This window comes from Caballeronia sp. KNU42 (assembly GCF_053760385.1).
The window spans coordinates 2,977,606-3,000,658 of the sequence record NZ_CM132388.1; the positions used below are offsets into that span (position 1 = coordinate 2,977,606).

Annotated in this window: 14 protein-coding genes and 2 pseudogenes; 8 read left to right on the forward strand and 8 right to left on the reverse strand. The window is 58.4% G+C overall.

The genetic code is table 11. From position 1 onward, the window contains the following. The first annotated feature begins 495 nt into the window (after positions 1 to 495). The gene (locus ACSOSP_RS13380; protein ID WP_455307333.1) at positions 496 to 1,122 is read left to right on the forward strand and encodes a LysE family translocator; all 627 of its coding nucleotides are present in this window, start codon (positions 496 to 498) and stop codon (positions 1,120 to 1,122) included. A 72-nt stretch (positions 1,123 to 1,194) separates the two neighbouring features. Here the strand turns inward: ACSOSP_RS13380 and ACSOSP_RS13385 are convergent. Both ACSOSP_RS13385 and mnmE read right to left on the reverse strand, forming a co-directional pair. Continuing rightward, positions 1,195 to 2,241 (reverse strand): annotated as a pseudogene (locus ACSOSP_RS13385) (virulence RhuM family protein). Between the two features lie 443 nt (positions 2,242 to 2,684). Continuing rightward, positions 2,685 to 4,073, reverse strand: coding sequence for a tRNA uridine-5-carboxymethylaminomethyl(34) synthesis GTPase MnmE (gene mnmE, locus ACSOSP_RS13390; RefSeq protein ID WP_455307335.1), 1,389 nt, complete (start codon positions 4,071 to 4,073; stop codon positions 2,685 to 2,687). Between the two features lie 313 nt (positions 4,074 to 4,386). Here mnmE and ACSOSP_RS13395 point away from each other — a divergent pair, with 313 nt between their 5' ends. Then, positions 4,387 to 4,806: a hypothetical protein gene (locus ACSOSP_RS13395; protein ID WP_031360978.1), complete on the forward strand. Its 420-nt coding sequence runs from the start codon at positions 4,387 to 4,389 to the stop codon at positions 4,804 to 4,806. Positions 4,807 to 5,230: 424 nt separating this feature from the next. Beyond that, entirely contained in the window at positions 5,231 to 5,683 is a 453-nt protein-coding gene (locus tag ACSOSP_RS13400) for a hypothetical protein (RefSeq protein ID WP_455307337.1), read from the forward strand. 59 nt (positions 5,684 to 5,742) lie between these two features. On the opposite strand, the gene yidC is transcribed toward ACSOSP_RS13400, so the two are convergent. The 4 genes and pseudogenes from yidC to rpmH form a co-directional block, all read right to left on the reverse strand. Next, the gene (gene yidC, locus ACSOSP_RS13405) at positions 5,743 to 7,416 is read right to left on the reverse strand and encodes a membrane protein insertase YidC (RefSeq protein ID WP_455307339.1); all 1,674 of its coding nucleotides are present in this window, start codon (positions 7,414 to 7,416) and stop codon (positions 5,743 to 5,745) included. A gap of 170 nt (positions 7,417 to 7,586) precedes the next feature. Continuing rightward, positions 7,587 to 7,808: pseudogene (gene yidD / locus ACSOSP_RS13410) on the reverse strand (membrane protein insertion efficiency factor YidD); the annotation flags it as partial. A gap of 67 nt (positions 7,809 to 7,875) precedes the next feature. Next, complete coding sequence (gene rnpA, locus ACSOSP_RS13415) at positions 7,876 to 8,379, reverse strand: ribonuclease P protein component (protein WP_455307341.1); 504 nt, start codon at positions 8,377 to 8,379, stop codon at positions 7,876 to 7,878. A 53-nt stretch (positions 8,380 to 8,432) separates the two neighbouring features. Then, complete coding sequence (gene rpmH / locus ACSOSP_RS13420; protein ID WP_006998755.1) at positions 8,433 to 8,567, reverse strand: 50S ribosomal protein L34; 135 nt, start codon at positions 8,565 to 8,567, stop codon at positions 8,433 to 8,435. A 418-nt stretch (positions 8,568 to 8,985) separates the two neighbouring features. Here rpmH and dnaA point away from each other — a divergent pair, with 418 nt between their 5' ends. From dnaA to ACSOSP_RS13445, 5 genes are all read left to right on the forward strand, one after another. Continuing rightward, the gene (gene dnaA / locus ACSOSP_RS13425) at positions 8,986 to 10,578 is read left to right on the forward strand and encodes a chromosomal replication initiator protein DnaA (protein ID WP_455307344.1); all 1,593 of its coding nucleotides are present in this window, start codon (positions 8,986 to 8,988) and stop codon (positions 10,576 to 10,578) included. A gap of 491 nt (positions 10,579 to 11,069) precedes the next feature. Then, complete coding sequence (gene dnaN, locus ACSOSP_RS13430; RefSeq protein WP_455307346.1) at positions 11,070 to 12,173, forward strand: DNA polymerase III subunit beta; 1,104 nt, start codon at positions 11,070 to 11,072, stop codon at positions 12,171 to 12,173. A 147-nt stretch (positions 12,174 to 12,320) separates the two neighbouring features. Continuing rightward, entirely contained in the window at positions 12,321 to 14,792 is a 2,472-nt protein-coding gene (gene gyrB / locus ACSOSP_RS13435; RefSeq protein WP_455307348.1) for a DNA topoisomerase (ATP-hydrolyzing) subunit B, read from the forward strand. Positions 14,793 to 15,176: 384 nt separating this feature from the next. Beyond that, positions 15,177 to 16,586 (forward strand): Fic family protein, encoded by a 1,410-nt coding sequence (locus ACSOSP_RS13440; RefSeq protein WP_455307350.1) that lies wholly within the window; start codon positions 15,177 to 15,179, stop codon positions 16,584 to 16,586. 409 nt (positions 16,587 to 16,995) lie between these two features. Further along, positions 16,996 to 18,282 carry a tetratricopeptide repeat protein gene (locus ACSOSP_RS13445; protein ID WP_455307352.1) on the forward strand — a complete coding sequence of 429 codons (1,287 nt, stop codon included), beginning with the start codon at positions 16,996 to 16,998 and terminating at the stop codon, positions 18,280 to 18,282. Between the two features lie 7 nt (positions 18,283 to 18,289). On the opposite strand, the gene ACSOSP_RS13450 is transcribed toward ACSOSP_RS13445, so the two are convergent. Together ACSOSP_RS13450 and sbcD are read right to left on the reverse strand one after the other, a co-directional pair. Then, a complete protein-coding gene (locus tag ACSOSP_RS13450; RefSeq protein ID WP_455307354.1) occupies positions 18,290 to 21,727 on the reverse strand; it encodes an AAA family ATPase in 3,438 nt (1,145 codons plus the stop codon). Further along, on the reverse strand, positions 21,724 to 22,944 hold the full coding sequence (gene sbcD, locus ACSOSP_RS13455) for an exonuclease subunit SbcD (RefSeq protein WP_455307356.1): 1,221 nt from the start codon (positions 22,942 to 22,944) through the stop codon (positions 21,724 to 21,726). The genes ACSOSP_RS13450 and sbcD overlap by 4 nt, the downstream gene beginning before the upstream one ends. Positions 22,945 to 23,053 lie beyond the last annotated feature (109 nt).

The following is a 23,053-nucleotide window of genomic DNA, read 5'->3' on the forward strand; positions in this document are numbered from 1 at the left end:
TGACTAGTTATTAATATGCAGCGTTTATCCTAGACGAGAATTTGCAAGAGGCAAGCACAACTTGTGTGCGTTCGCAACAAGACAGATTGTCGCAGACGGCCATTTGAGATTAAGCGGCTTTAAGCGCGCGGCACCGCGATTCAAAATGGCGAATGATGCGGCGCAAACACAAAAGACAAATAAAAGATGCCCGGTTCGCTGGAACCGGGCATTAACCCCACGTGTGAGGGAGGAGACACAACAAAATACCGGACCTGATCGCTGGTCAAAGCCCGTTCGATATCAAGCAGAATCTGTGCCGAATCCGGGAGTTGAACACGGAAATGTGATTTGGCAGCTGAAATCGTTTTAAGTCAGACACTTGGCGTGTGACGCCTATCCGTGCGACGACGGGGTCGTGCTCCGGGTCATCTAGCGATCCTGCCGTTTTTTACATAGTGTCTTGTCAGACGCGAATCTTCGTGGATTAATCGATGCTTCCTAACAGGAGCTTCCATGACCCTCGCTCAATGGCTGCCGTTCGCGGTTGCCTCCGCCATCCTTGTTGCCATTCCCGGGCCGACTGTGCTGCTGGTCGTCTCGTACGCGCTCGGCCACGGCCGCAAGTACGCACTCGCCACGACCGCCGGCGTCGCGTTGGGCGACCTCACGTCGATGACCGCTTCCATGCTCGGGCTTGGCGTGTTGCTCGCGGCATCGGCGGAACTGTTCATGGTTTTGAAATGGGTGGGCGCGGCCTATCTCGTTTATCTGGGCATCAAGTTGTGGCGCGCGCCGGTGATCGATGCGGATGCGGTCAGCGCGCCCGCCGAGTTGCGGACAGGGCGGATCGTCGCTCACGCTTACGCGGTGACCACGCTCAATCCGAAGAGCATCATTTTCTTCATTGCGTTCTTGCCGCAGTTCATCGATCCGCATGTGGCGAGCATTTCGCAGATTGCGATCATGGAGGCGACGTTCGTCGGATTGGCTGCGGCGAATGCGTTTGCCTATGCGATGCTGGCTTCGGTCGCGCGGCGCGCGATTCGGCGGCCTGGCGTGCAGCGGGGAGTGAACAGGACCGGCGGCGCGCTGTTGATGGGAGCGGGGGTGTTTGCGGCGGCTTGGAAGAAGGCGGTTTAGCGGACGCCTTTTTGCCTTTGGCGATTCCCGCTCACATCAGTGACCAGATGGAGCGGGATCTTTTGCCAGCCTTCAGGAAGGATCTCGGCCTACCTTCTTAGTCAGCCAACGCTCTGCCTGCTCCAGTTCCTCGATATCCTGCGTATCAGCCTCAAGCGCCTCCGCTCCCCGTCGTTGCTCATCGAACAGTTCGTAGCGGTCATGCGCGATTTTGACCATTTTGTCGTGGCTCATGCGTCCGTTGCCTTTGAGGAGCGGATTTTCATTGAATTCAATAAACGTATCGACGTAGTTTCGCCAATCGGCCATGCGCAGATCCTTGCGCTTTGCCGCGCGCAACTCAGCGAAGTCCAGGAACAGCGTAACAATGCGGTTGCGATCGTTGATTTCATCGGCGTTCAGATAGTTCTTCGCGACGATCACGTCTGACTTGCGGACACGTCCGGCTTTCCAGGCAGTGAGCGCCATGTTCGGCTTGCTCGCATCTGCGCGTTAAACGACGATTTCCGCTGCGGTCTGTTGCGTAACCGCATAGAACATCTTGCTTTGAACTTCCGCGAAGATTTGCCCTGCCGCTCCGAAATCGTCGCGATAGTCTACCGACAGCGCAAACAGATCCCGTATCTTCTGGTAAAAACGCTTTTCCGACGTCCGTATGTCGCGAATGCGCTGCAGCAGTTCGTCGAAATAATCCCAGCCGGCTGGATCCTTGAGTCGGGCGTCGTCCATGACGAAACCCTTCACCAGGTATTCCTTTAAATGCGCGGTCGCCCATTGGCGAAATTGGGTTCCCCGCGCTGACTTGGCGCGATAACCAACAGCGAGGATGAGGTCAAGGTTGTACGACTTCACTGTGCGACGGACCCGCCGAGCACCTTCGGCCTGAACTTGTAAGTGTGACTTACAAGTTGCCTCTTCCAGCAGTTCTCCTTCTCCGTAAATGGTTTTGACGTGTTGCGTGATGTTCTGCGGTGTCGTCTGGAATAACGCGGCAATTTCTGCCTGAGTGAGCCACACCGTCCCGCTTTCCGCCCGCAAAAAGAACTGCGCGCTGCCGTCGTCCGTAGCGTAGAGCACGAGTTCGCCGTTGTCCGATGATTTATCAGCCATGATATTCATAGATTGGATTTAGCTTGGGGTGGCCCGGTAGTGGGTTTGCGCGTGCGCCACTATCATTCACGAGAGCCTTGGCAAGACACTTGATGAGGCGCAATCAAGCTACTCGCCGATACAAGCAGGAGTATTCGCGACGGCTTGGAAGAAAGCGGTTTAAGGTTTGAGTGAGCAGCGCCGGTCAAGCCTCGGCGCGCGCACTTCGATTCGGCGGCGCCATGACGCTCTGATCAGGAAGCTGGAATCACATCCCAAGCCATCCAAACCACACGGCCATTCGCCAGAGCCCGGCGATGATGATCACGGCAGCGATGGTAGCCAAGGCTATCTGCCTGCGGCAGCGAGTTGCTTGCTCTTCCTCGAGACCCTGGGGTTTGGCCATTTTGGGCTCCCTGCGTGCGTTCTCTTCTGGAATCCTACATCAAGGAACGCCATGAGCCATGCTACGCCTACTTCCCGATACAAAAGCGGCTGAAAATCACACCCAGCAGATCATCGGAACTGAACTCCCCGGTGATCGAATTCAACTGATCCTGCGCGAGCCGCAGCTCTTCGGCGAACAAATCGAGCGCTTGCGAATTTTGGTCCGCGTGGTCCGCAGCAATCGCCAGATGTTCCCGGGCGGCGCGCAATGCAATCAAATGCCGTTCGCGCGCCAGATAGATACTTTCCGCGCCCGCCTGCCACCCGGCAATCTTGAGCAATTCGCTGCGCAATAGCGCTATGCCATCGCCGGTTTTCGCCGACAAATGCACTTCGCGCACGCCATCACCGGCCACGTCCGCCGATGCCTCCACGGCCGCCAGATCAGCCTTGTTCAGCACGCGCACGACCGGCACGCCCACCGGAAAACGCGCCGAGATCGCTGCGTCGTCGGCGCTCAGCGCTTCGCGCGCGTCCAGCAGATGCAGCACGACATCCGCGCGGCCGATTTCCCCCCACGTCCGTTCGATACCAATCCGCTCCACCTCGTCCTGCGTGTCGCGCAGGCCGGCGGTATCGATGACATGCAGTGGAATGCCTTCAATCTGAATAGTCTGCGTGACTTTGTCGCGCGTGGTGCCGGCAATCGGCGTGACGATGGCGAGTTCCGCACCGGCCAGCGCATTCAGCAACGACGATTTACCCACGTTCGGCTGCCCCGCGAGCACAACCGATAACCCCTCGCGCAACAGCGCGCCCTGACGAGCGTCGGCGAGCACCTTGTCCAGCAAGGCACGGATGCGGGCGAGCTTGCCGCGGGCATCGGCGGCTTCCAGGAAATCGATCTCCTCCTCGGGGAAATCGAGCGTCGCTTCGACCAGCATGCGCAACGTGATCACGTCTTCCACGAGCGCATGGATTTCACGCGAGAAAGCGCCATCGAGCGAGCGGCCCGCCGAGCGCGCCGCAGCTTCCGTGCTCGCCTCGATCAGATCCGCTACAGCCTCGGCTTGAGCCAGATCGAGCTTGTCGTTGAGAAACGCGCGACGCGTGAATTCGCCCGGCTCGGCCAACCGCACGCCGAATTCACGCCCGGTATCGACAGCACGCTGCAACAGCAGTTGCAACACGATCGGGCCGCCGTGTCCCTGTAACTCAAGCACGTGTTCGCCGGTGTAGGAGTGCGGCGCAGGGAAATACAGCGCAATGCCACGATCGATCGCCTCGCCGCGTGCATCGATAAACGGCACATAGCTCGCGTGCCGCGCCTCGAGCAACTGCCCGCACAGCGCGAGCATTGCGTGTTTCGCTGCTGCTTCGCCCGCGCGCCCGAACGACAGCCGGATCACGCCGATACCCCCACGCCCCGGCGCGGTGGCGATCGCGACGATCGGATCGGTGTCGTTATTGAACATGGTTGTTTCCAGCGGAACGCGAGTGAACGAGTGGCGGCATTGTAGCGTGGCGCTTTCGTTTCGCTGCGTCGTACGGTTCGTTAGGAGGATTCTTAATTTATCTTAAGTGGGATATGATCGACCATCGGAATAGCTGTGGGTGTGCATCGTTTCATTGGGTGCAAATGTGGTCGTTATTGGGTCACGGCTATCAATCACTCATCGCGGGATTCCCGACTTATTTTTCCTGAGCGCGCTAAAAATGAGAAAGATGCGCCATATCTAACGTAGGCGGTTGACTCCGCCACTGCGTTTGCCTCGCACAATCGCGACCATGCCAACACCCAAAGAGAAAACCGATTTTTCGGATCGGCTCAAATTTTCGATGACGCGCGCGCCCGAGAAAATGCGCGGCGCAACCGATCTCGCTTTGCATTTCAATTTGCGTTATCACGGTGAACCCGTGTCGCCGCAAACCACGCACAAGTGGCTGACCGCGCGTTCAATTCCTACTGCCGACAAACTGGCGACGCTCGCTGAGTGGTTCAAGGTGGAGCAGCACTGGCTTCACTACGGGCCTCCGCCAAGCGGGAATCCGCAAAATGCGCCGAAGCCGATCACCCACGATGAGAAGTATCCGGCTTCGGAGGAGACGCTTGAGCTGGCTTCGAAGATTGAGGCGCTGTCGTCGCATCACCGGTATTTGCTGGAGGAGCTGATTGACCAGTTTTATGGGACGGGTGGGAAGCGGTAGGGTTGTCAGATTATTCTCGGCTCGCCTGTTTTCAAGAAAACCATCCTGATTGCACTATCGATTGCCTTGTAGCGGCATGTTTTGTCGCCTCTTCAATTTGCGAGCTTGTTTTTTACGTTGATCTCGCGACCCTCAGTTGTCGCGAACTGACCTTAGGGTGGAGAGGAGCCGAAAGGGCAGCATCGAACTCTAGAACTGAGGGGGCGAAATAAGTGATGAAATTCATCTCAACTTGGCTACCGGTTGGCGATGCAAGCGGCCTTTCTTCTTATCTCGTTATTCGATCAAACTTGTTTGCGATACGTGCGTTGTAGTGCAGGTTTATCTCGAAAGAGACGGGCGGCAGTGGATTCGCGGACCGGTTTGAAGAAAATCGGGCCACCGCTTGCCCCCGACTTGGGCTAAACGACAGAAAATTCACTGCATGAACTCAACCACACCGGTACCAACACCAAAAGAGCGCTTTTCGGATCTGCTGCACGACTTAATAAAGGATTATTACGAGATTTCCTTCAAGACAGAGACTCGCGATCGAATATCTCTTTCTTTGACAAGTCCATCTGATTTCTCGAAATTTTTTACCGAAAAACATCCGCATTACCCCATTTCCAAAGAGACGGCGCGTAACTGGCTCAAGGGCCTAGGCCTCCCCAGTCTTCACAACTTCGACAAGCTCATCGAATGTTTTCCGGACATGTCAGATCATTTGGCTAGTGGGCTTGATAAGTTTCGGAACGAGGCGTACCCGATCGAACTTCGGTCCATAGAACGCCCAAAATATGGGCCGCAACCGAATGAGCAGCTTGACGTTTTCAAATCTCTCGGCCCAGAGGACCGCCATCTGATACTCACATTGATCGAACGGTTTGCTAAATAAAAAAACGCCCGACATAAGCCGGGCGTCCACTGAACCATCGAAAGACTAAAAACAGAAGCTCAAGCCTTCGCCACCTTCTTCTGCCCCATCATGCGCGTGATGTAATACTGCTGTGCGATGGAAAGCACGTTATTCACGACGTAATACAGCACCAATCCCGACGGGAAGAAGAAGAACATGACCGAGAACGCCAGCGGCATGAACATCATCATCTTGGCCTGAACCGGGTCTGGCGGCGTGGGATTCAACCGCGTTTGCAGGAACATGGACACAGCCATCAACACTGGCAGGATGTAGAACGGATCGGCCTGCGACAAGTCGTGAATCCACAAGACCCACGGCGCGCCGCGCATTTCCACCGACGACAGCAACACCCAATACAGCGAGATAAACACCGGAATTTGCACAACGACCGGCAGACAGCCGCCGAAGGGATTCACCTTCTCGGTTTTATAGAGCGCCATCAGCTCCGAATTCATCTTCTGCGGATCGCCCTTATACCGTTCACGCAATTGCGTCATCCGCGGCGTGATGGTCTTCATGCGCGCCATCGACTTGTAGCTTGCCGCCGACAACGGGAAGAACACTGCCTTGATCAAGAGCGTGAGCAGGATGATCGACCAGCCCCAGTTACCCACATAGCTATGGATCTTCTCGAGCAGCCAGAACAGCGGCTTCGCGATGATCGTCACCATGCCGTAATCTTTCACGAGCTCGAGACCCGGCGCGACGCCTTCCAGCATCCGTTCTTCTTCCGGACCGGCAAAAAGCCGCGATTGCACGTCGACGGTCTGCCCCGGCGCGATGGTCTGCAACGGCTGCTGGACGCCCACGCGATACAACTTGGGATCGATCTTCTGCACGTAGATATCGCGCTTCGCACCCTGCTGCGGAATCCACGCCGACGCAAAGTAATGCTGCACCATCGCGACCCAGCCGTTATCGGCGGAGGGCGCAAAATCTTCCTTGCCCTTGTCGATATCGCTGAACGTCATCTTCTGGAAGTGATGCTGCTCGGTATAAACAGCCGGCCCGATGAACGTATGCGAGAAGCGCGGCGTTTCCACCGGCGAATCGTCACGCACGAGTTCCATGTACAGGCGCGGTGTGACCGGCGCAGTGCCGACGTTCTGCACCTTCGTGTCGACACCAATCACATAGCTGCCGCGCGTGAACGTGTAAGTCTTGATGACCTTCACGCCACCCTTGACCGGCGACTCGAACGAGATCGACAACGTGTTGCCGTCGCCCATCGTCGTCTTGCTGCCCGGGACGAGCGTGAAGACGTCGTTGTGGTTCGGGAAATCGCCGCCGAGCAGGCCCGTGCGGGCGAGATACGTGTGCGTCGCGGTGTGATCGAAGAGGGTGATGTACAGATCAGGCTGCTTGCCGTCACCTTCCTTCACGAGCGACAGCTTCGAGAGCGTGCCGCCGCGCGTATCGATCTGACCGGAATAGACATCCGTGGAGAAATTCACGAGCTGATCTGCGGCGGTCGCGGGTGCATTCGAACCAGGCGCGGCCGGTGCGCCGGGCTCGCCCGGTGTGGCCGGCAAATCGGCGGCTTGCGTGCCCGGCGTCGTGGTTCCCGGTGCAGCGCTGCCGACCGTCTTGGTCGGGACGGCGCTCGGGAAGAACATCGACGGGCGCCCATGGTCACGTTGCCAGTTGTCGTACAGCATGACAGCCGACATGAAAAAGATGACCCATAGGACGGTACGTTTGATATCCATGCGTTGTCTCAGTGTCGATCGAAGAGCGCGTTATTGGCGCCGTGGGGGTTTGAACTCACTGAACTGGCCGGATCCGGTGAAACTGGATTCGGCGAATTCGATGCGCTCGGGGCAGAGTCGTCGACTGGGTCGGCCGCTGACGCGCCATCCTGCTGAACGCAGCCGGCGGCGGACGGAGGCACGGGGACCAGATCGATGCCGCCAGCCGAAAACGGATGGCAGCGGCACAGACGTTTTGCTGCGAGGAATGAGCCACGCGCGGCGCCATGATACTGGATTGCTTCGCGCGCGTAGTCAGAACACGATGGGTAAAAGCGGCACCGGTTGCCGAGCATGGGGCTCACCGCAACCTTGTAGAAGCGTAATAAGGCGATCAACGCCGTTTCTGCCATTCGTGCCGTCTGCATAGAATTCGCGCTCAGGTCGACGCCGGACCAGCCAGTGTGCGCCTGAAACGGCTCATGAGCCCGCAGGCGCGGGTGGGTCGTTGACGATAGTCGATGATGCACCCTGTTCTCCCGTGCCCTGCGTGCCTAGCGTTCGCTTGGCCGCTTCGCGCACTGCACGGTCAATCAGGCCGTCGATTTCCTCGCGAAACAGCGTACGCAGCGGCGGCGATTTCGCGCTCGGCATGGCCTTGCGGTCAATTTTCGCATGCAGCCGCAGCAGGATGTCCCAGCCGCCAAGCTCCGCACGCCGAAGCCGGAACGCCTCGCGCGCCAACCGCTTGATCAGGTTACGCGTCACCGCGCGCGGCGCAAACTTCTTGCCGATAACCAAGCCTAGTCGCGCCTCGTTGCCGGTCGGCTTGCCATACAGGACAAAGTGCGGAGACCGGCGCCAAGGGCGCAAACGAAAAACGGATGAGTATTCATCCGTTTTCAGCAGCCTTGCGGCCTTGGGGAACGCGGCACGCGCTCGCAACTGACTGGTTTCCGGTCCGGAGCTTGTCGTGCTACGCACCTGGCCGTCGCACGCGTCTGGGCGAGTGCCGGGGTGCGCCGTCAAAAGCGACCTTATACAGCCAGGCGCTTGCGGCCCTTCGCGCGACGTGCGTTGATCACCTTGCGGCCACCGGCCGTCTTCATACGGACGCGAAAGCCGTGGGTACGCTTGCGGCGGGTAACGGAAGGTTGGTAAGTGCGTTTCATGTTGGTCTCACTTGGGTAAAAACGGACCGCCGGCCAGGCGTAAGCGACGAAAAACGCGACGAACCGGCCGGTGGTACAGGAATTCGGGTTTTGCGGAACCCGCTATTTAAACCGTTTTCCTATTGACCGTCAATAGGTTACGAGGCATGGCGAGCGCTTTTCGAAGAAGTCCACAGGCCTGACGATCGGAACCGCGACATGGTCCGTCCCTGTGGATAACTCGCGCCGCGGTTGCATTTGGCGTTAGAATCTCCGCTCAATCCGACGTAACCGCACGTTGTCCCGGTCCGCTGTACCGCCTGCAAAAGCATGGTGGACAAGGCTCTGGGGCACGCTTGCCCGCGCGCACCGGGCCTTGTCGCCGAGTGGCTGCAAGGGCGGCGGCAGGACCCGCGGTAAACCCTAACGACTGCATTCGATGAACGATTTTTGGCAACACTGTTCCGCATTGCTGGAGCGCGAACTTACGCCGCAGCAGTACGTCACATGGATCAAACCGCTGGCCCTGGTCGACTTCGACGCCGATGCGAGCACGCTGCGCATCGCAGCACCCAATCGGTTCAAGCTCGACTGGGTGAAAAGCCAGTTTTCCGGCCGTATTGCTGATGTGGCCCGAGATTTTTGGCACACGCCTGTCGATATCCAGTTTGTTCTGGACCCCAAAGCCACCGCCCGCAAGGCGATGGGCGCGCCCGCGCCTTCCGCTCCGTCAGCGCCCGCTGGCGCGCCGCCGGGTTCGCCTTCCATGCAGCGAACGACGGCGCAGCCCGCAGAAAGAAGCAATGGCGGCCACGCGAACGCGAGCGCTCACATCAACGCGCTCGCGGCGGAAGCCGCGCAGCACGCGCAATCGCTGCAACATACCGACCAGGGTGACAACGGCGATCTCGACCTGCCGAGCCTCGACGCCAACGAAGCCGCCGTCGCGCGCCGGACATGGCGGCCGGGTGGCACGTCGTCGTCGAATGGGGAAAGTGATTCGGCTTACGAGCGCTCCAAGCTCAACCCCGTCCTCACCTTCGATAACTTCGTGACCGGCAAGGCGAATCAGCTCGCCCGCGCAGCCGCGATCCAGGTGGCGGACAACCCCGGTATTTCGTACAACCCGCTGTTCCTCTACGGCGGCGTGGGTCTGGGCAAGACCCACCTGATTCACGCAATCGGCAACCAGTTGTTGCAGGACAAGGCCGGCGCGCGCATTCGCTACATCCACGCGGAGCAGTACGTGTCGGATGTGGTGAAGGCCTACCAGCGCAAGGCTTTCGACGATTTCAAGCGGTATTACCATTCGCTCGACCTGCTGCTGATCGACGATATTCAATTCTTCTCGGGCAAATCGCGAACGCAGGAAGAGTTTTTCTACGCGTTCGAGGCGCTGGTCGCGAACAAGGCGCAGGTGATCATCACAAGCGATACGTATCCGAAGGAGATTTCGGGTATCGATGACCGGCTGATTTCGCGCTTCGACTCCGGCCTGACGGTCGCGATCGAACCGCCGGAGCTTGAAATGCGCGTGGCCATCCTGATGCGCAAGGCGCAATCGGAAGGCGTGAGTTTGTCGGAGGATGTGGCATTTTTCGTCGCGAAGCATTTGCGCTCGAACGTGCGTGAACTGGAAGGCGCGTTGCGCAAGATTTTGGCGTTCTCCCGGTTCCACGGCCGCGAGATTTCGATCGAGTTGACGAAGGAAGCGCTGAAAGACCTGCTGACGGTGCAGAACCGGCAGATATCGGTGGAAAACATCCAGAAGACGGCGGCGGACTTCTACAACATCAAGGTCGCCGACATGTATTCCAAGAAGCGGCCGGCGAACATCGCGCGGCCGCGTCAGATCGCGATGTACCTGGCGAAGGAACTCACGCAGAAGAGTCTACCGGAGATTGGCGAACTGTTCGGCGGCCGCGACCACACCACGGTCCTGCACGCCGTGCGGAAAATTTCGGCAGAACGAGGCACGGACGCTCAGTTGAACCACGAACTGCACGTGCTCGAGCAAACGCTGAAAGGTTGAGCGTTCCGCGCGGCGACGGAACGCCCGTCGCGCGATGCGAAAGATCCTCGAAATGCGGGAAATCGGCGGCTGTCGTTGGCCGCCGTCGATGAACAGCCCCAAACCAGCGCCGAACCAGCAGGTAGTCAAGCGGCCGACGAAAAACGCATTGAACGGCCGCCGATGATCGCGCGCCCAGCCGTTTCTCGCCGGCGCCCAAAAGCGCCACAAAAAGCGTCAAATAATGGGCCTGTTTATTGACGAAATTGCCCCCATTTTCAGGGAGCGGTCAGGTTTTGAGGCACAATACGGGTTTGACCGTCCAGCGGCCCTGGGCGGCGTTTTGGCGCAAGCCTGGCACGTGCGGGTGGCAATCGCTGCGAGCGCGTGACACGAGACCGTCCGAAGGTCATCCATGCGGTGGCAAACGCTTCTAAAAAAGCGGTGGCAAAAGCGGGGACTGCAGCGGTGACACAAGCGGCGGACGGCCGTCACATCAACGAAGGAACTCTATGCAACTGGTCAAGACCGAACGAGATAATCTCCTAAGGCCGCTGCAAACCGTGAGCGGAATCGTCGAACGCCGTCATACGTTGCCGATTCTCGCCAATTTGCTGATCACCAAGACTGGCGCCGACGTGTCGTTCCTCTCGACCGATCTCGAACTTCAGATCACCACCCGTGCCGACTTCGGCACCGGCAGCGATCAGGTTGCCACCACGGTCGCCGCCCGCAAGCTGCTCGACATCCTGCGTGCCATGCCGCCGGGTGAAGTGTCGCTCGATCTCACCGACAAGAAGCTGACGGTACGCTCCGGCAAAAGCCGCTTCGCGCTCCAGACGCTTGCTGCCGATGAGTTCCCGACCGTCAACCAGGCAACAGAGTTCGGCGCGAGCCTGTCGGTTCCGCAAAAGACCTTCCGGCAATTACTCGGCATGGTCCACTTCGCCATGGCGCAGCAGGACATCCGGTATTACCTGAACGGCATGCTGCTGGTGGTGGACGGCGACCAATTGATGGCAGTTGCAACGGACGGCCACCGGCTCGCGTTTTCATCGATGAAAATCGAGGGATCGTTCGCGCGCCAGGAAGTGATCGTCCCGCGCAAGACCATCCTTGAATTGCAGCGCCTGCTTGAAGACATTGACGACTCGCTGGTCATCGACATTGCCGCGAGCCAGGTTAAGTTCACGTTCGGCCAGGTCGAACTGGTGTCGAAGCTGGTGGAAGGCAAGTTCCCCGACTTCCAGCGCGTGATCCCGAAGTCGCACAAGAACACGTTCCTGATCGGCCGCGAAGAATTGCAGCGTTCGCTGCAGCGTGCCGCCATCTTGACGTCGGACAAGTTCAAGGGCGTGCGCTGTCTGATCGAGCCGGGCCAGTTGAAGATCATGTCGACCAACGCCGACCAGGAAGAAGCTCAGGAAGAGCTGGAAATCGCGTATCAGGGCGATAGCGTGGACATCGGTTTCAACGTCACGTATCTGCTCGACGTGCTCGCGAACCTGAAGATCGACATGCTGCAAGTGAGCCTTGGCGACGCAAGTTCGAGCGCCCTGATCACCATTCCCGAGAACGACGAGTTCAAATATGTGGTGATGCCAATGCGCATCTGACGCGGCCAAAACTAAAAACTTTCCAAGGGGCGCATTGCCCCTTTGGCATTTTTAAGGCGTTTCGAAAAGTCTCATGCAGCGACCGCGCAGCAACCCCGCAGTGACCCAGTAGCGACCCCGTAGTGACGCAGAACCGGAAAAAAACCCATGACTGAAAACCCAATTTCGCAACCCGACAACGCTTATGGCGCATCCTCCATTCAGATCCTCGAGGGTCTGGAGGCGGTCCGCAAAAGGCCGGGGATGTATATCGGCGATACGTCGGATGGCACGGGTCTGCACCACCTCGTTTTCGAAGTGCTGGACAACTCCATCGACGAAGCGCTCGCCGGCCATTGCAACGACATCCACGTCACCATTCACGCTGACAATTCCATCTCCGTGACCGACAACGGCCGCGGTGTGCCGACGGGCCTGAAGCTCGACGACAAGCACGATCCGAAGCGCAGCGCCGCTGAGATCGTGATGACCGAGCTGCACGCAGGCGGCAAGTTCGACCAGAACAGCTACAAGGTGTCGGGCGGTCTGCACGGCGTGGGCGTGTCGTGCGTGAACGGCTTGTCCGAATGGCTGCGCCTCACCGTGCGCCGCGACGGCAAGAAGCATTTCATGGAGTTTCGCCAGGGCGTGGTGCAGAACCGCGAACTCGTGACCGAGGACGGCATTACGTATTCGCCCATGCCCGTTGTTGGCGACACGGAAAACCGGGGCACCGAAGTGCATTTCATGCCCGATATCACCATCTTCGGCAACGTGGAATTTCACTATGACATCCTCGCCAAGCGCATGCGCGAACTGTCGTTCCTGAATAACGGCGTGCGGATTCGTCTGACCGACCAGCGTGACGGCAAGGAAGACGATTTCGCGTTTATCGGCGGCGTGAAGGGCTTTGTCGAATACATCAACAAAGCGAAGCAAGTGCTGCATCCGAACGTGTTTCACGCGATTGGCGAGAAGGACAACGTGACGGTCGAAGTGGCCATGCAGTGGAACGACAGCTACAACGAAAGCGTGCTGTGCTTCACGAACAACATTCCGCAACGCGACGGCGGCACGCATTTGACCGGCCTGCGCGCGGCCATGACGCGGGTGCTGAACAAGTACATCGCTGACCACGACATCGCGAAGAAAGCGAAGATCGAGACGAGCGGCGACGACATGCGCGAAGGTTTGTCGTGCGTGCTGTCAGTGAAGGTGCCGGAGCCGAAATTCAGCTCGCAGACGAAGGACAAGCTGGTGTCATCGGAAGTGCGCGCGCCGGTGGAAGACGTGGTCGCCAAGGCGCTGGAGGAGTTCCTGCAGGAAACGCCGAACGACGCGAAGATCATCACGAACAAGATTATCGATGCAGCGCGCGCCCGCGACGCCGCACGTAAAGCGCGTGAAATGACGCGGCGTAAAGGCGTGCTCGACGGCGTCGGTTTGCCGGGCAAGCTGGCCGATTGCCAGGAGAAGGATCCGGCGAAGTCCGAGATTTATATCGTCGAGGGTGACTCGGCTGGTGGATCGGCAAAGCAAGGGCGTGACCGGAAGTTCCAGGCCATCCTGCCGCTGCGCGGCAAGGTGCTGAACGTGGAGCGCGCGCGTTTTGACAAGCTGATTTCGTCGGAGCAGATCGTGACGCTGGTCACGGCGCTGGGGACCGGGCTCGGCAAGGACGACTACAACCTCGAGAAGCTGCGCTATCACCGCATCATCATCATGACCGACGCGGACGTGGACGGTGCGCACATCCGTACGCTGCTGTTGACGTTCTTTTATCGGCAGATGCCGGAGATTGTTGAACGCGGGTTTATCTATATCGCGCAACCGCCGCTTTACAAGATCAAGGCGGGCAAGGACGAGCGGTATTTGAAAGACACGCACGAGCTGAACCAGCATATGTTGAAGCTCGCGTTGCAGGGTTCGGAGTTGACTGCAAGCGAAGGCGCTACGCCGATTAGCGGCGATGCGCTCGGTGAATTGGCGCGCGCTTATTTGCTCGCGCAAGCTGTGGTGGATCGACTCAGCCGGTTTTACGATGTCAACGCGCTCGGAGCGGTGATGGATGGCATCGAGCTGGATTTGACGACGCAAGAGTCCGCAGTGGTTTCGGCTGCCGCTCTGGAGGCCGCTTTGCGTGCCGATCCGTTGAAGCCGGAGGTGACTGTCGAGCCGGCTTATGACGCGGTGCGCGAGATACGGTCGCTGCATATCAATCGCCGGCATCACGGGAACGTGAAGGTTTCGGTTATCGATGAAGACTTCCAGCTGACTGCTGATTACAAGCAATTGCAGACGACCGCGAACACGTTCAAGGGTTTGATCGGGCCGGGTGCGGTGATCAAACGCGGCGAGCGGTCGATGGCGGTGACCGACTTCAAGAGCGCGATGAAGTGGTTGATCGCGGATGCTGAGCGGAATGTGACCAAGCAGCGGTATAAGGGCTTGGGCGAAATGAACCCCTCGCAGTTGTGGGAAACGACGATGGACCCAACCGTGCGACGGTTGTTGCGGGTTCAGATCGAAGATGCGATTGCCGCCGATGGCATCTTTACGACGCTGATGGGGGATGACGTTGAACCCAGGCGCGCGTTTATTGAATCGAACGCGTTGCGGGCGGGGAATATTGATGTTTGAGGGGCTTGTGGCGGGAGCCGCAACCTGAGATTTTGGGGCGCATCTATTGAGATATTTATTGACGGATGCGCTCCGTTAGCTCAGCTTGGTGGTGCTTGACTAAATTCGCCGCAGCAAGAACGAAGGCCACCTCATCGAGGTGGCCTTCGCTTTTCAGGCAGTCCGAGAGCCGCAGTCTCTCCGTAATCTAGTCTCGCGTGAATAATCTTCGATGAAAATTCGGAAAAATGCCTTTGAGTGATAAAATCTCGAACCAGGTGAAAAAATTTCGAGTCCATGTCCAATTTGGAACCCGTCGGTTACGAGCACCTAATCCGAAGCTTTAGCCTGCCTGTCCGGCCGCTCACGCACCCCTGCTTCATTAGCGGCTCAGTGAATCGGCGAGTGCCTGCGCACAATGGATTCTGGTTCCCACGCAACGTCGCGCTCGAATCGACGCCGGTGGGCCATCTTGAGTTCGCCCTGCGGCACGAAGGTGTGAACCTCGAAGTCATCGACGCCGTGTTCGAGCACCTGCCCGACACAGAGCTCGTTCGCCGCTTCACAGCGTCGCCCAATGGGGCGCACATCCGCCGAGCCTGCTTCCTCTGGGAATGGCTAACCGGCAAAAGCCTGTCCGTCGAAGTCACACCGACAGGCCCGTACGTCGACGCACTTCCAAAAGATGAGTATTTCACCGCTGAACGCCCGGCGAACAACTCGAAGTTTCGCGTCCGCGATAACCTGCCAGGCACCTCTGCCTTCTGCCCACTCGTGCGCCGCTCGGCCCTGCCAGAAAGCCCGACGCTCGATGAGCTTCTCAACGAAGCTTCCGACACACTGGACAGCCTGACGGACCCGACGCTTTATGCCCGGGCTGTCAGCTACCTCTACCTGTCGGAGACGCGGAGCAGTTTCAGCATCGAACGAGAAAAACCCAGCGCGGACAAGGCTGAACGGTTTGTTGAGCTCCTGGCTCACGCTGGCGAAGAGAAGCTGGTGACTGAGGACTGGCTGGTCGGGTTGCAAAACATCATCGTTCGCGAGGTGTTCAGCCAGGAGGCGTCCTATCGGACGAAGCAGAACTGGCTTGAGGATGGCACGCGCCGTGTCACCTTCTTTCCGCCTCCTCCTGAGGACCTTCCGCAGGCGATGGCAGGCTGGGAGCATTTCATCAACGAAATCGGCCTCCGCTGCCCGAATACCCTGGTAAGAGCCGCGTGCGCCGCTTTCGGATTCGTCTACCTGCACCCCTTCCTGGATGGCAATGGTCGAATTCATCGCTTCATCATTCACCATGTGCTTAACGGCGCGAGACGCCTGCGCGGCGGGGCCATCGTTCCGGTGTCGGCCGTCATCCTTCGTCACGAAGCAGAATACGCTGAAGTTCTCAAAGGCTTTTCGGTCCCAACCACCCGGTTGTGGGACTACGTGATGAGCGACCCGGCTCCGCTAGTGACCCGGCATCCGGGAGGCCGCCCGTATCGTTTCTTCGACGCCAGTCAAGAAGTGCGTTTCCTGCACGAGATGCTGGTGGAGGCTATCCGGACAGAACTGCCGGAGAAGCTCAGCTGGCTCAGCGGTTACGACGAAGCTTTCAGGCAGCTGGACGCGGAATTCGACCTGAATCAGTCGGACCTGTCGGCCCTCATTCGCATGGTGAAGTCCAACAACGGAAAGCTCTCGGCAAATAAGCGCAAGCAATACTATTACCTGCCCGAGAACGTCATCGCTCGCATTGAGGAAGTGGTCAGGGAGTCTTTTCCCGAGGCTATAGGCGGTTCAGCCGACGCTGCGGACGCCGACTCCGCTTGATTCGGAGGTCTAACTCGCGGACGCTTGCTGAGCGCATCCGAAAATCTGCATGTTTTTCGAGAAACAAGCGAAAAATCCGTTTTGTCGTGAAAATTTCACGACCCAAAAACGGTTTTTTCGATGCAGGGAGACAGAATTCGCAATTCGGGAGGGATTTCGCGAATGCGAGCCTACCCTTTCAGCATGCATCCACTTCCAGTTGAGCAGCCAAGGCATGGTCACGTAAAAACCCTAGCTGCTAAGCCCCACCTGTGTCGGTTTCCCGCCGTGAAATTGTGAAAAACGATCTCAAGCGTCGGCAACGGGCATCGCGCCGTTTAAAGTCCACGGTTACCTCCGAGCGGTTCGACGCTGCAGCGCAAGCGCGCGTACGAACAATGCCCGTTCGCTAAACAACCGATGAAACTTCATGGCCCGACCCAATTTTCAACAATCGAAACAATCCGGCGGCATGCGCCAGTCCACCGCGGCCACGCGAGCGCGCTTAGCCAAGATTGCCGAGCAATTCCGGGTGGCGTACGCGACCGGCGACTATCAAGGCGGCGCGAAATTCGCAGAAGAAGCGCTTCAGATCACGCCTGGCAACATGTCTATCCTGCCGGACTACGCTCTGTGCCTGATGCGTACCAACGCTTTTGATCAAGCGTACCGGGTCTATATGAGCATCCACAACGCACCGGCGAGCCAGCGCAAGCTGGCGTCGGCGACCTGGCTTGATGGACTGGTGGAGGTGTGCGGCTGGCTGGGCAAGACCGAAGAAATGCGCGAGTACGGATTGCGCTCCTTGCGAGCCTCCGACGCCAAATGCGGCGCTAACCCGAGCGAGCCGATTCCCGATCGCGCACCGTCGCCATTCAATGCTGCGAACCCCGCTGAAAACGTAATCGCCTACTCGCTGTTCGGATCGAATCCGCGATACTGCGAGCCCGCCGTCATGAACGCCGAGATAACGCGCGACGTATTCAAGGGCTGGACATGTCGCGTTTATCTCGATGCAACCGTGCCTGAGCACGTTCAACGCAGACTCAAAGACGCCGGCGCCGAAGTCGTTTTCATGGAGCGGGACTCGGGCGTTCACCCGCTGATGTGGCGCTTTCTGGTTATCGACGACTCGAGCGTTAAACGCTTCCTTCTTCGCGACGCCGATGCGCTCTTGTCCGAGCGCGAACACGCAGCGGTACAGGAATGGGTGAATAGCTCGTACTACTTCCACGTCATCCGCGATTACTTCACGCACACCGAATTGATTCTCGCGGGCTTATGGGCCGGATGCGGCGGCGTGCTGCATAACGCAGTTGCATCGATGCAGCAGTTTGCCGCGAAAAACGCCCAAAGCGGCCGTTTCATCGACCAGCATTATCTGCGTGAACATGTATGGCCAACGTTGCGCAAGAGCGTGCTGTCCCACGACGATCTATTCGGTTTCCACGATGCCAAACCATTCCCGCCGCACGCGCCGAACAGATGGAACACGGAAAAATTCCACGTCGGCAGCAATACGAGCTATCAGGCGATCGGCGGTAAAAGCACGCTGCCCGAAGGCGCCGAGCAGCGGCTGATTTTTAGCTCAACCGATGGCAAGCCATTGTTCGATTACCATGCGCCCGTTCAGAAGGGCGAATGGCGCCTGGACATGCCTTTCTTCGTGATTCAGAAGATCGCGTCGCAGGAACTCGTGGTCCGCGCGGCCGAATAGTCGCGCCTCAAGCGCCCACCACTTCCACCGTCGAAAAGCCGATCCCCACGCTTTTCGCCACTCTGATCTGCAACGGAATGCGCTCTTTGAGCGCTTCCACGTGACTGATCACACCAATCATTTTGCCGCGCGCGTTCAACGAATCGAGCGCGTTGAGCGCAATCTCCAGTGTCTCTCCGTCGAGCGTGCCGAAACCTTCATCGAGGAACAGCGAGTCGATGGAAGTCTTGAAACTCACCAGATCCGATAAAGCGAGCGCCAGCGCAAGACTGACAAGGAAACTTTCGCCGCCCGATAACGTGCGTGTGTCGCGTGCAATGTCACCTTGCCACATATCGAGCACTTCCATTTCCAGATCCCCGCCAAGCTTGCGGTTCAACTGATAACGCCCATGCAGTTGCGCGAGTTGCCGATTCGCGAGATAGATCAAATGATCGAGCGTCAGGCCTTGCGCAAACTTTCGATATTTAGCTCCATCGGCGGAACCGATCAGACTGCTCAAGCGTTGCCACAAGTCGTAGCGCGAGCGTTGAGCATCGATCTGTTCGAATAGCGCCTGCTTTTCCACGCGCAGCCGATCGTCGTTCTGGAGCGTCGCGCGAAGCTCACCTTGTTTTTCGCTCAGTGCTTTCAACGTTGCGAGCAGTTCGTTAACCGTGCGTTGCAATGCCTCCGCATGTTGTTCGGTCTTCGGATCTTTCAGCAATTCCGCGCGATGGTTTTCGGCATTCGTGCGTAGCGTGCGTACAGTTGTAAACAGATCATCGAGTTCGCGCTTCAGCGTTTGCAAGCGCTCGCGTTCTTCGCTTGGCAGCAGAGCTTCTGTGAACGCCTGTTCATCGACGAATGCGCTTTTGGCTAACGCACTCGTCCATGCCGCTGATGTTTTCTCCGCGCGTTCAGTGTCTTCGCTCAGGCGTATCGTCAGCGTTCGGTGGGTGCCTTCCAGTTCGCTCGTTTTATCGCGTGCGGTTTCGTAGCGTTGTATGGCCGATGAAAACGCTGCATCGGGATCGTTGGACGCTGCAACAAGCTCAGTCTGCAATTCGACAAAATCCGCTTCGCAAGCGGCCCATCGCGTGGACCATTTGTCCGCTTCAGACGATGCCGCTTCAAGCGCCTGCCGCGCGCGATCAGCTTGCTGTGTTAATGCGCGGTTTTTATCCGACGCCGTCTGCCACGCCTTCCATTCGGCGTCGCGGTCGGAGAGCCACGCTTGCCATGAAGCCCACGAATCGGGCGTCGCGTAACCGACGGACGTGACGGATTCATCAAGCGTCAGTTCTCGTTTAATCAGCGCGTTTTGTAACGACTCCGTGTGATCCGCGGTTTCCTTAAGCGACTTTTCCGCAAAGCCTTGTTTCTCTTCGATCAGTCTCAAATCGTGTTGATGCTGGACGGACTTCCGCTCCGCCGCATTCGCGGCGTTCGCGTGCTGCTCAATCAACGTCTTCTGTCGATCCACCTCAGCAAGCGTCTCTTGCGCGTGTTTCAACTTAGTCGTGTGTTCGTGCGCATGGGTATCGAGCGCGCTCTGATCGATGGCTTCCAGTTCAAGCTCGGTGCATAACTTCGCCCAACTTGCGGCGTGCGAACCGGCGTCGATGATCCATGCATCGATACGTTTTCCCAACTGTTCAATCGCCACGCTCAACCCGGCGATTCCGACATCGACCGCCAACGCTTCCTTGCGTTTGCTTTCCAACGCGAGTTGTTTGTCGTTCAATGCTTGCCCGGTCGCGGAAACATCGAGCGCTTCGTACGCGCTGATCGACGGATGCTCGGTTGAGCCGCACAAAGGACAGGCTTCTCCAGGTTGCAACGCTGCACGATGACCGGCCAGATCAAGAATGCGCTGTTCCTGATGCAGCAATTTGCGTTTGTCCTCGATCTGTTCAGTGAGCGTTTCGACCTCTTTGGCGAGACGATCGCGCTGTTCCGTCAGGGGCTTGAACGATGCGTTTTTCTGCGCAAGTTCTTCGCAATCCAGCGCGAGTTGTTTGCTCCCGCGAGCAATCGTTTCGCCGATATGCGCAAGCTTCCCGAACACTTGATGTTGATCCTGAAGCCGCTGACAACGCGTCTTTAGATCGCTTTCGTTCGCGCCGTTAAACAGCGTCAAAAGCTTAGCGCGCTGCTCGGCTTCGCCTTTGCGCGCGTCCTCGGATGCCGCCGACGCATCACGAACGGCAATGCGCTGAGCATCGATCGCCTGGACTTGCTTATCGATCGTGAGCCTTAGTTCGTCGTGCTTTTTGCGGGTCACTTCAATCTCGCTTAGCGCCTGCTGGCGCGCCGCGAACTGCTGCTGCCACGACACGATCTGCTCGCCAAGTTTGCTTCGATGCGGATGTTCATCGAGCGCGGACTGGACGGCTTTGGCATCGGCCAAAATTTCAGTTAGCGCGCGTTGTCGAAGCTCTGCAATCCCTCTACTTATCGCCGATGTCTGACGCAGACCACGCGCTGCATCGAGTGACGAAGCCTGCCAGTCGGCCTTCGCGCTCGCTAGTTGGCTCGCAGTTCCAACATGCCTGTCGCGTGCCGTGAGCATGGCGATGTGATCGGCGCGCAGTTTTTCAGCTGGCTCACTCGCGGCAAGACGATCGAGCGAAGGCTTGGCATCGGCTATTTTCAATTCCGCTTGGCGTTGGTTCGTCAGCGCCTGCTCAAGCTGCACATCCGCCGCCGACAACGCCGCTCGCCACGCCAACATCGCGCGCGTTGTATCGAGTTGCTTACCGTGCGCCGTTTCTTGTTCGCCTACCGCGATCTGTTCCTGCTGCAATCCGCTGCGCTGTTCTTGAGTCAGGAGTTGAACGCCATCGGCGCGCAACAGCAGCGTGTCCAGCGCAAGCTTCTCGTTGCGCGTTCGCTCGAACACATTCTGCGAGATCGTGCCGTAGATATCGGTGCCGGTGAGTTCCTCGAGCAACTCGGCGCGCTCGTTCGCCTTCGCTTCGAGGAACGCGGCGAAGCCACCTTGAGCGAGCATCATGGACTTGGTGAAGCGGCCGAAATCGAGGCCCGTGATGCTTTCGACAAGCCGAAGCTTATCCACGATCCGCTCAGTCATGATCGTGCCATCGAGACGCGCGAGTTCCACCTTCGGCGCCTGCAGATTGCCGTCGGGTTTATCGCGTGCGCGACGTTGGCTCCAGAACGCCCGATACCCTTCGCCCTTCACTTCGAACTCCACCTCCGCGAGGCATTCGAACGTGTGCCGCGTCATCAGCTCGTTCGTCCCTTGCGAGATCGTGTCCATGCGTGGCGTGCGGTGATATAGCGCAAGGCAGATCGCATCGAGCAACGTGGTCTTGCCTGCGCCGGTCGGGCCGGTGATCGCGAACAAACCGTTATCGCGAAAGGGCGGCTGGCTGAAGTCGATTTTCCATTCGCCCTTCAGCGAGTTGAGGTTCCGCAAACGCAACGACAGGATCTTCATGCATTCGCCTCGCCAATCTGCGCGACAACCTCGCGATACATCGATAAAAGCTGCAAGCGCGTTTCCTCGTCGATGGTCTCCGTTTGCAGGCGGCGCGCGAATACATCATCGGGCGTGAGCTCGTTCAAGGTTTCCTTTGCTTCGCGATGCAGCGCGTTCGACGCCGAAGAACGCTCGCGACGGATGCGTAGTACTTCAACCGGCAGGTCTTCAGTGATCTTCTGGATACGCGACTGGAGATCGCTGAGGTAGTCATCGGCGGAGACTACGATTTCGAGCCACACGGTCTCGCCTTCAACCGCCTGCGACGCAGCCGCCGAGACCGCAGCCTCAAGCTCTTTCAACGATCCTTTGACTGACAACAACGGCTGAAAGCACGGCACGTCGAGCACGGTCACGCGTTCAAGGCCTTTCTCCGAAACATCCACGAGCAGCATCTCTTTCTGTTGCCGCGCTTCATCGAAGCTCAGTGGAATCGGCGAACCGCTGTAGCGAATGTGCTCGAACCCGCCTACTTTCTGCGGCCTGTGAATATGCCCTAGAGCGATGTAATCGGCCGCCGGAAACGCGCTCGTTGGAAAGGCTTCGAGCGCGCCGACATAAATCTCCCGCACCGATTCACTTGCGCTCGCGCCGACCGTCGTCAAATGCCCGGTCGCGATGATCGGCAAATGCGCGCCAAGCTCCACGCGTTTCTGCTCGGCCAGCGCGAACAGGGCCTGATAGTGCGCGTGAATCGCGTCTTGCAGCGACTCCTGTTTGTCGCGTGCGCTCTGCCCAGCGATGCTCTGCAGCACATCGCGTGGACGGATGAACGGGATTGCGCAGACGATCGCGCCCGGCTTGCCGTCACGCGTGGTGAGCACACGAACCTGCTCGCTCGGATCGTCCTGCACGGAGGGAATGACGACGGTATTCAACGCCGTCAGCAAGTCGCGCGACTCTTCGAGCACAGCGACGGAATCGTGATTACCCGCCAGCAGCGTCAAGCCGACGCCCGCGTCGCGCAACGCGAGAATCAGCGTGTAGTAGAGCTCGCGGGCGTAGCTGGGCGGTGCGCCGGTATCGAAGATATCGCCGGCTATCAGCACCGAATCCACCGCGTGCAGCCGCGTCTGCTCGACTAGCCACGCAATCAGCTTTTGATGTTCGGCCTGGCGTGAATGCCCGAGAAAGTACTGGCCGAGGTGCCAGTCCGAGGTGTGCAGGATTCGCATCGGGGAGTAGGGTTGAAGGCGTTGCCGCGCATCATTTTAGTGGCTGCCAGTTTAGCCCAAGCGCCGGAACCGGCCGGTGAAGCCCCGGAAACCGCCGCAAAACGAGGCA

Excerpts from the sequence above, each read along its gene's own strand:
- ACSOSP_RS13395 (WP_031360978.1), top strand. The coding sequence starts at position 4,387 with ATGCCAACACCCAAAGAGAAAACCGATTTTTCGGATCGGCTCAAATTT.
- mnmE (WP_455307335.1), bottom strand. The coding sequence starts at position 4,073 with ATGTTCAATAACGACACCGATCCGATCGTCGCGATCGCCACCGCGCCG.
- gyrB (WP_455307348.1), top strand. The coding sequence starts at position 12,321 with ATGACTGAAAACCCAATTTCGCAACCCGACAACGCTTATGGCGCATCC.
- ACSOSP_RS13445 (WP_455307352.1), top strand. The coding sequence starts at position 16,996 with ATGGCCCGACCCAATTTTCAACAATCGAAACAATCCGGCGGCATGCGC.
- rpmH (WP_006998755.1), bottom strand. The coding sequence starts at position 8,567 with ATGAAACGCACTTACCAACCTTCCGTTACCCGCCGCAAGCGTACCCAC.
- dnaN (WP_455307346.1), top strand. The coding sequence starts at position 11,070 with ATGCAACTGGTCAAGACCGAACGAGATAATCTCCTAAGGCCGCTGCAA.
- ACSOSP_RS13400 (WP_455307337.1), top strand. The coding sequence starts at position 5,231 with ATGAACTCAACCACACCGGTACCAACACCAAAAGAGCGCTTTTCGGAT.
- ACSOSP_RS13450 (WP_455307354.1), bottom strand. The coding sequence starts at position 21,727 with ATGAAGATCCTGTCGTTGCGTTTGCGGAACCTCAACTCGCTGAAGGGC.
- sbcD (WP_455307356.1), bottom strand. The coding sequence starts at position 22,944 with ATGCGAATCCTGCACACCTCGGACTGGCACCTCGGCCAGTACTTTCTC.
- dnaA (WP_455307344.1), top strand. The coding sequence starts at position 8,986 with ATGAACGATTTTTGGCAACACTGTTCCGCATTGCTGGAGCGCGAACTT.
- ACSOSP_RS13380 (WP_455307333.1), top strand. The coding sequence starts at position 496 with ATGACCCTCGCTCAATGGCTGCCGTTCGCGGTTGCCTCCGCCATCCTT.
- yidC (WP_455307339.1), bottom strand. The coding sequence starts at position 7,416 with ATGGATATCAAACGTACCGTCCTATGGGTCATCTTTTTCATGTCGGCT.